The 6,320-nt window shown below is 66.2% G+C and carries 5 protein-coding genes and 1 pseudogene; 3 read left to right on the top strand and 3 right to left on the bottom strand.

Features of this window, described 5'->3' with window-relative positions:
- Positions 1–229 (bottom strand): annotated as a pseudogene (locus GJ693_RS12965) (hypothetical protein); the annotation flags it as partial.
- An 86-nt stretch (positions 230–315) separates the two neighbouring features.
- A complete protein-coding gene (locus GJ693_RS12960) occupies positions 316–909 on the bottom strand; it encodes a GbsR/MarR family transcriptional regulator (RefSeq protein ID WP_156256704.1) in 594 nt (197 codons plus the stop codon).
- A 243-nt stretch (positions 910–1,152) separates the two neighbouring features.
- Between GJ693_RS12960 and GJ693_RS12955 the strand changes: the two genes are divergently transcribed.
- The 3 genes from GJ693_RS12955 to GJ693_RS12945 all read left to right on the top strand — a co-directional run bounded on the left by GJ693_RS12955 (position 1,153) and on the right by GJ693_RS12945 (position 5,704).
- A complete protein-coding gene (locus tag GJ693_RS12955; RefSeq protein ID WP_156256707.1) occupies positions 1,153–1,932 on the top strand; it encodes a sulfite exporter TauE/SafE family protein in 780 nt (259 codons plus the stop codon).
- 53 nt (positions 1,933–1,985) lie between these two features.
- Positions 1,986–5,180, top strand: a complete 3,195-nt coding sequence (locus GJ693_RS12950; protein ID WP_235902888.1) for a VPS10 domain-containing protein — start codon at positions 1,986–1,988, stop codon at positions 5,178–5,180.
- A gap of 314 nt (positions 5,181–5,494) precedes the next feature.
- A complete protein-coding gene (locus GJ693_RS12945; protein ID WP_235902886.1) occupies positions 5,495–5,704 on the top strand; it encodes a helix-turn-helix domain-containing protein in 210 nt (69 codons plus the stop codon).
- A gap of 7 nt (positions 5,705–5,711) precedes the next feature.
- Here the strand turns inward: GJ693_RS12945 and GJ693_RS12940 are convergent.
- A partial coding sequence (locus GJ693_RS12940) for an HlyD family efflux transporter periplasmic adaptor subunit (RefSeq protein ID WP_156256703.1) occupies positions 5,712–6,320 on the bottom strand: 609 nt, incomplete at its 5' end.

Genomic DNA, 6,320 nt, shown 5'->3' with positions numbered 1-6,320 from the left:
CGGCCTGGGCGAGCAGCCAGCCGGCGACGCCCATGCAGCACTGCACGACATCGCCGGCATAGGTGGCCGACTGGCCGGGGCCGAGGCGCTTGCCGAAGCGGGCGCGCACGGCAGCTGGCAGACCGACCCAGCCACCGGTGCCAAGCAGGCGGCGGAAGCGCGGATCGGCCAGCGGCGCCGCAGCGTCTGGCAAGAGTTCGGGGGCCAATCGGGCCGGCATGGCGTTCATCACTGATCCTCCCGTTGTTATTGTCATTTCTGTAGCAAGAGAAATTATGGACCAAAAAAAGGGGGGGCGCAGAACCTGGACCGACCTCAGCCGTCGTCGGCCGGCTTGTCCTTGCCGCCGGGCAGATAGCGCAGCAGGCCCACCACCTTCGCGCCCAGCCGGATCAGCCGCATGATCTGCTGCGGCGGCACGGTGATCATCTGCTGATACCAGCTGTCCACGCTGGTGATGAAATCATGCATGGCGTGCAGGCGCTGGCGCACCGCCGGGCTGATCGCCGGATCATCGGCGCCGGCCATGGCGGCGCGGATGGCGGTGACCATGGGATCGATCTCGCGTTCCTTGCGGCCTTGCGCGACCTTGCTGGCCATCTGCCACAGATCGGTTTCGGCGACGAAATGATCGCGCCGGTCACCCAGCACCGGCACCCGCATCACCAGTTTCCAGTTGAGCAGTTCCTTGAGGCTGTTGGAGACGTTGGAGCGCGCCATACCCAGCGTGTCGGCAATGTCTTCCGCGGTCAGCGGCCGGTCCGACAGCAGCAGCAGCGCCTGGATCTGCGCCACCGAACGGTTGACGCCCCATTGCCCGCCCAGGTCGCCCCAGCGCAGCACGAAGGCCTCCACCGCAGCGGGCAGACCGGTCGACTCGGCGTCGGCTTCTTTGGTTATTTCTGTCATGACAGAAATATCTGCCTGAACCTGATGACTGTCAAGCCTGGCCGTGCCGGCGGTGACGAAAATTCCCGTCGCTCCCCCCCAGGCCCCATCGCGATCGGCCTTGCTGCCATAGTCCGGCTTGGCGCAGCCAAGGAATTTCTTGCCGCAAATGCGGGGGTGTTGGCCGTGTCGTCACCTTGTCCTGCCGTGGCCACCTGTTACCACAAGGCCAACGGCAATCCGGCCGGGAAGGGGACTGGCCTGATGGCCTTGCCTGATCTGACCCTCGATTTCGTGACGGCACTGCTGCCGTTCGTGGCCGTCGGCTTTGTCGCCCAGCTGGTCGATGGCGCGCTCGGCATGGCGTTCGGGCTGATCACAAACCTGATGCTGGTCGGCTTTGTCGGGCTGGTGCCGGCGCGGGCGTCGGCCAATGTCCACCTGGTCGAATGTTTCACCACAGCCGCTTCGGCGATCAGCCACATCATCTATCGCAATGTTGATTGGCGGCTGCTGGGCCGGCTGGCCATTCCGGGCATGATCGGCGGCGCCACCGGGGCCTATCTGCTCTCCAACATCGATGCCAGCGTGGCGAAGCCCTTCGTGATGGGTTATCTGGCGGTGATCGGCGTCTATCTCTTGTGGCGGGCGTGGCGGCTGGATCATGGCCCGCCGGCGCGGGCACCGCGGCTGGTGCCGCCACTGGGGCTGGTCGGCGGCTTTCTTGATGCGGCGGGCGGCGGCGGCTGGGGACCCATCGTCACCTCCAACCTGCTGATCCAGGGGGCGCCGCCGCGCACCACCATCGGCACGGTCAACACCGCCGAGTTCCTGGTGACGATGGCGACCTCGGCCAGCTTCGTCACCCAGCTGGGCTTTTCCGCCTTCTCCACCGCTGTCATCGGCCTGATTATCGGCGGCCTGCTGGCGGCGCCGTTCGGGGCGATCATCGCCAGCCGGGTTTCGGCCGGCCGGTTGCTAATCATGGTGGGGGCGCTGCTGCTTGCCACCAGCCTCTACAGCCTGTGGCGCGCAATTAGCTGAGCGCTTGGCGGGATCGCTCCCGGCCTGCTACGACGGCGGCCAAAGGGGAGCAGATGATGCGTGCAGCGTGGATGATGGCCGCCAGTGTGGCCGCGATTATGGCCGGTGAAACCGTGGCGGCCGAGGCGTCAAAGCCGTTGCCCACCGGGGTCGAGGCCTATTTCGGCGGGTTGAAATGGCGCAACATCGGCCCGGCGCGCGGCGGTCGTTCGATTTCAGCCAGTGGCAGCGTGAAGCGCCCCAACGAATATTGGTTCGCGGCCACCGGCGGCGGCCTGTGGAAGACCACCGACGGCGGCACCAGCTGGCAGCCGATGACCGACGGCAAGACCGACACAGCGGCGTTTGGCGCTGTCGCCGTGTGCGAGACCAATCCCGATGTGGTGTATGTCACCACCGGCGAGAGCCAGCTGCGCGGCAATGTGCTGCCCGGCAACGGCGTGTGGAAGACCAGCGATGGCGGCAAGAGCTGGGCGAAGATCGGCCTCGCCGACGTCCACAATTTCAGCCGCGTCCGCATCAGCCCGAAGGATTGCGATACCGTCTTCGTTGGTGGCTTCGGCCATTATGGCGCCGACAACCCGGATCGCGGCGTGTTCCGCACCAAGGACGGCGGCAAGACCTGGAGCAAGGTGCTGTATCGCGACGCGAAGACCGGCGCGGTCGATATCAGCATCGATCCGACCAACCCGGACGTGGTCTATGCCGCGCTGTGGGAGGCGTGGCGTAAGCCGTGGGGCATGTCGTCGGGCGGGCCGGGCAGCGGCCTGTTCAAGAGCGTGGACGGCGGCAGCAGCTGGGCCGAGATCAGCCGGGCGCCGGGCCTGCCGAAGGACGGCCTGTTTGGCAAGATCGGGGTGAGCGTGTCGCCGGCCGATCCGAACCGCGTCTACGCCATCATCGAGCATGAGGCGGCGGGCGGCGTCTATGCCAGCAACGACGGCGGCAAGACCTGGGAAAAGCGCAACGACAGCCGCGATCTGCGCCAGCGCGCCTTTTACTACACGCGCATCGTCGCCGATCCGAAGGACAAGGAGCGCGTCTATGTGCTCAACGTCAATTTCCACCGCTCCGATGACGGCGGCAAAAGCTTCCCCAAGAAGATCCGCGTGCCGCACGGCGACAATCATGATCTGTGGATCGCCGCCGATGACAACAACCGGATGGTGCAGGCCAATGACGGCGGCGCCAATGTGTCCGTGAACGGCGGCACCAGCTGGACGAAGCAGAATTTTCCGACAGCGCAGATCTATCGCCTCAGCCTGACCGCGCATCAGCCCTATTTCGCCTGTGGCGGCCAGCAGGACAACAGCACCATCTGTGTGCCGTCGCGCGGCTGGGGGCATCTGAATGCACTGGGCGGCCTTTATGGCATCGCGGTGGGCGGCGGCGAGAGCGGCTATGTCGCGCCCGATCCGCGCAATCCCGATATCTTTTACGCCGGCAGCTATGGCGGGCTGATTACCCGCTATGACCACCGGAGCGGCCAAGGCCGGGCGGTGAACGTGTTGCCCGACAACCCGATGGGCGCCAGTGCCAGCGACATTGCCGAACGCTTCCAGTGGACCTTCCCGATCGTCTTTGATCCGCACGCGCCGGGAACGCTTTATGTGACGTCGCAGCATGTCTGGCGCAGCCGCAACGAGGGCCAGAGCTGGGAGCGGATCAGCCCTGATCTGACCGCGCATGACCCGGCGACGCTGGGGCCATCGGGCGGGCCGATCACGCGTGACCAGACCGGGGTGGAAACCTATGCCACCGTCTTCGCGCTGGCGCCGTCCCGGCTGGAACCGGGCGTGATCTGGGCCGGCAGCGACGATGGGCTGGTGCATGTCACCCGCGATGGTGGCGCGACCTGGGCCAATATCACGCCGCCGAACCTGCCGAAATTCACCAAGATCACCACGGTGGAGGACAGCCCCCACAGCCCCGGCACCGCCTATGTGGTCGGCCACCGCTTCCTGCTCGATGATTTCCACCCCATTGCGTGGAAGACCAGCGACTATGGCAGGACATGGGTGGAGATTGCCGCCGGGCTGCCCGCCGACGAGATGGTGCGATCGATCCGTGAGGACATCAAGCGGCCGGGGTTGCTGTATCTGGGCACCGAGCGCGGCGTGTGGGCCAGCTTTGACAGCGGCGCCGCCTGGCACAAGCTGCAGGCCAATTTGCCGGCCGTGCAGGTGGCGGACCTGGCGGTGACCGCGCATGACCTGGTGATCGCCACCCATGGCCGCAGTTTCTGGGTGATGGACAATATCGACGTGCTGCGCCAGGTGAACGCCGCCGCCAAGCCCGAAACACGGCTGTTTGCGCCGGCGCCGGCAGTGCGGGGTGTCGATGCCGGCGTGGCGATCGATTATTATCTGGCCGGCACGCCCAAGCGGCTGGAAATGGAGATCCTCGGTCCGGATGGCCAGCTGATCCAGCGTTTTGCCGGCAAGGCGGAGGAACCGAAGAAGGACGAACCGGCCGGCGGCGATGATGACGAAGGCGAGGCGCCCAAGGGGCCGCTGACCGCTGCGATGAAAGCGGGCATGAACCGCTTCACCTGGAACATGCGCCACCCCGGCTTCACCGCCTTTGACGGCATGATCATGTGGAGCAGCCGCAACCGCGGCGTGCTGGCGTTGCCGGGTGCCTATACGGCGCGGCTGGTGGTGGACGGCAAGCCGCAGCAACAGGCGTTCAGCATCACCCGCGACCCGCGCGTGACCGGCGTGAGCGATGCCGATCTGAAAGCCCGCTTCGACATGGCGCAGGCGGTGACGGCGAAGGTGAGCGAGGCCAACCAGGCGGTGCTGCTGGTGCGTGGCATTCGCGCCCAGGCCGACAGCTTGGCCAAGGCGGGCAAGCCGCTGCCGGCGGCGGTCACGGCTCTGCTGGGCCGACTGGCGGCGGTGGAGGCCGAGATCTACCAGGTGAAGAACCAGAGCCGGCAGGACCCGCTCAATTATCCGATCAAGCTCAATGACAAGCTGGCCGGACTGATCAGCGTGATCGACAGCGCCGATGCGCCGCCCACTGATGGCGCCCGCGCCGTCTTTGCCGATCTGTCGGCGCAGCTGGCGCGGCAACTGGCGGCACTGGAGGTGGCGCTGGCCGATCTGCCGGCGGCCAATGCGGCGCTCAAGGCAGCGGGAATGACGCCGTTGACGCGCACGCCGCTGCCGCCCGCCAACGCCGCTGCGGCAGCCGCCGCCGCCGCGGATGATGAAGACGAAGACGACGACGACCAGCGCCGCTGAGCGTCCGGCTGCCAGATGATTGACAAATGACGCCAAATCGGGCGCGCGTTACTTGGCGCGCGCGCCCCGCGACTGGATTTCGCGGCATACCCGGCCAGTGATATTTCCGGCTGCTATAGTCAAAATGAACGCCGTGTGACATAGCGGCAGTGACGTGTGCCGTTGATTGGGAAGGTTGGGATTCCTCTTCTTGCAGGTATGCGTTTGAAGATGTTCGTTTTGTTGTAATTGGGAAGCGTAATGTACTTGGATGCCGCAGTTTGGTCGCTGCGGTGGCATCCGGGTGACGGCAGAGTGCGCGAGGGAGAACAAGCATGCCGGTGCGTTCGATGTTGTCAGTGCGACTGGGTGAGCGTCGCCTGAAGATCACGGAAGTGGCCCGCCAGACCGGGATCAGCCGTGGCACCTTGACTCGCCTCTATCATGACGAGGCCGATCGCGTGGACCTTGATGTGCTCGCCCGCCTGTGTGCGGCGCTGGGCTGTTCCATCGGCGACCTGCTGGAGTTCCGCCCCGAAACGTGAGCCGCGCCTATTTCTCGCGGAAGGCGCTGTTCGACATGCGGGTCAGCGGGCTCAACAGGTACGACAACACTGACCGCTTGGGACCAAGCAGGTTGACATCGGTGATCATGCCCGGACCTAGCGGCAGGCAGCCGGCATTGTGGGTCGGGAAACAGGCACCGGGCAGGGCGATGCGCACCAGGAAATGCACCTGGCCGGTGCGTTCATCCACCACCGCATCGGGCGCCACGCTCTGCACCGTGCCGTCGAGCGCGCCATAGATGCTGTAATCATAGGCCGAAACCCTGACGCGCGCCTTCTGCCCGGCGGCCACGAAGCCGATATCGGCCGGCGCCACCTTGGCTTCCACCAGCAGTTTGTCGCCAGCCGGCACCAGTTCCACCAGTGGTTCACCCGGCCCGACAGCGGCGCCTGGCGTGGTGACACGCAGGCGGCTGACGATGCCGGCCATCGGCGCACGTACCTGGGTGCGCGCCAGCCGGTCGGCCAGTGCCGGCTGCTGGCCATTGCGGCTGGCCAGTTCAGCGCGGGTGGAGGCCAGCGCCTCGGCCGCGCGATTGCGGAACTTGGCGTCCACCGACCACACGCCGCGGGTGGCTTCGGCAACGGCCGCGCG

The sequence above is a fragment of the Sandarakinorhabdus oryzae genome, assembly GCF_009733735.1.
Taxonomy (GTDB): Bacteria; Pseudomonadota; Alphaproteobacteria; order Sphingomonadales; family Sphingomonadaceae; genus Sandarakinorhabdus; species Sandarakinorhabdus oryzae.
The sequence above is the reverse complement of the archived record's forward strand: the minus strand, read 5'-3'. Positions and strand labels throughout refer to the sequence as shown.

Coding starts and splice junctions, on each gene's coding strand:
- GJ693_RS12960 (WP_156256704.1), bottom strand. CDS start 909: ATGACAGAAATAACCAAAGAAGCCGACGCCGAGTCGACCGGTCTGCCC.
- GJ693_RS12955 (WP_156256707.1), top strand. CDS start 1,153: ATGGCCTTGCCTGATCTGACCCTCGATTTCGTGACGGCACTGCTGCCG.
- GJ693_RS12950 (WP_235902888.1), top strand. CDS start 1,986: ATGATGCGTGCAGCGTGGATGATGGCCGCCAGTGTGGCCGCGATTATG.
- GJ693_RS12945 (WP_235902886.1), top strand. CDS start 5,495: ATGCCGGTGCGTTCGATGTTGTCAGTGCGACTGGGTGAGCGTCGCCTG.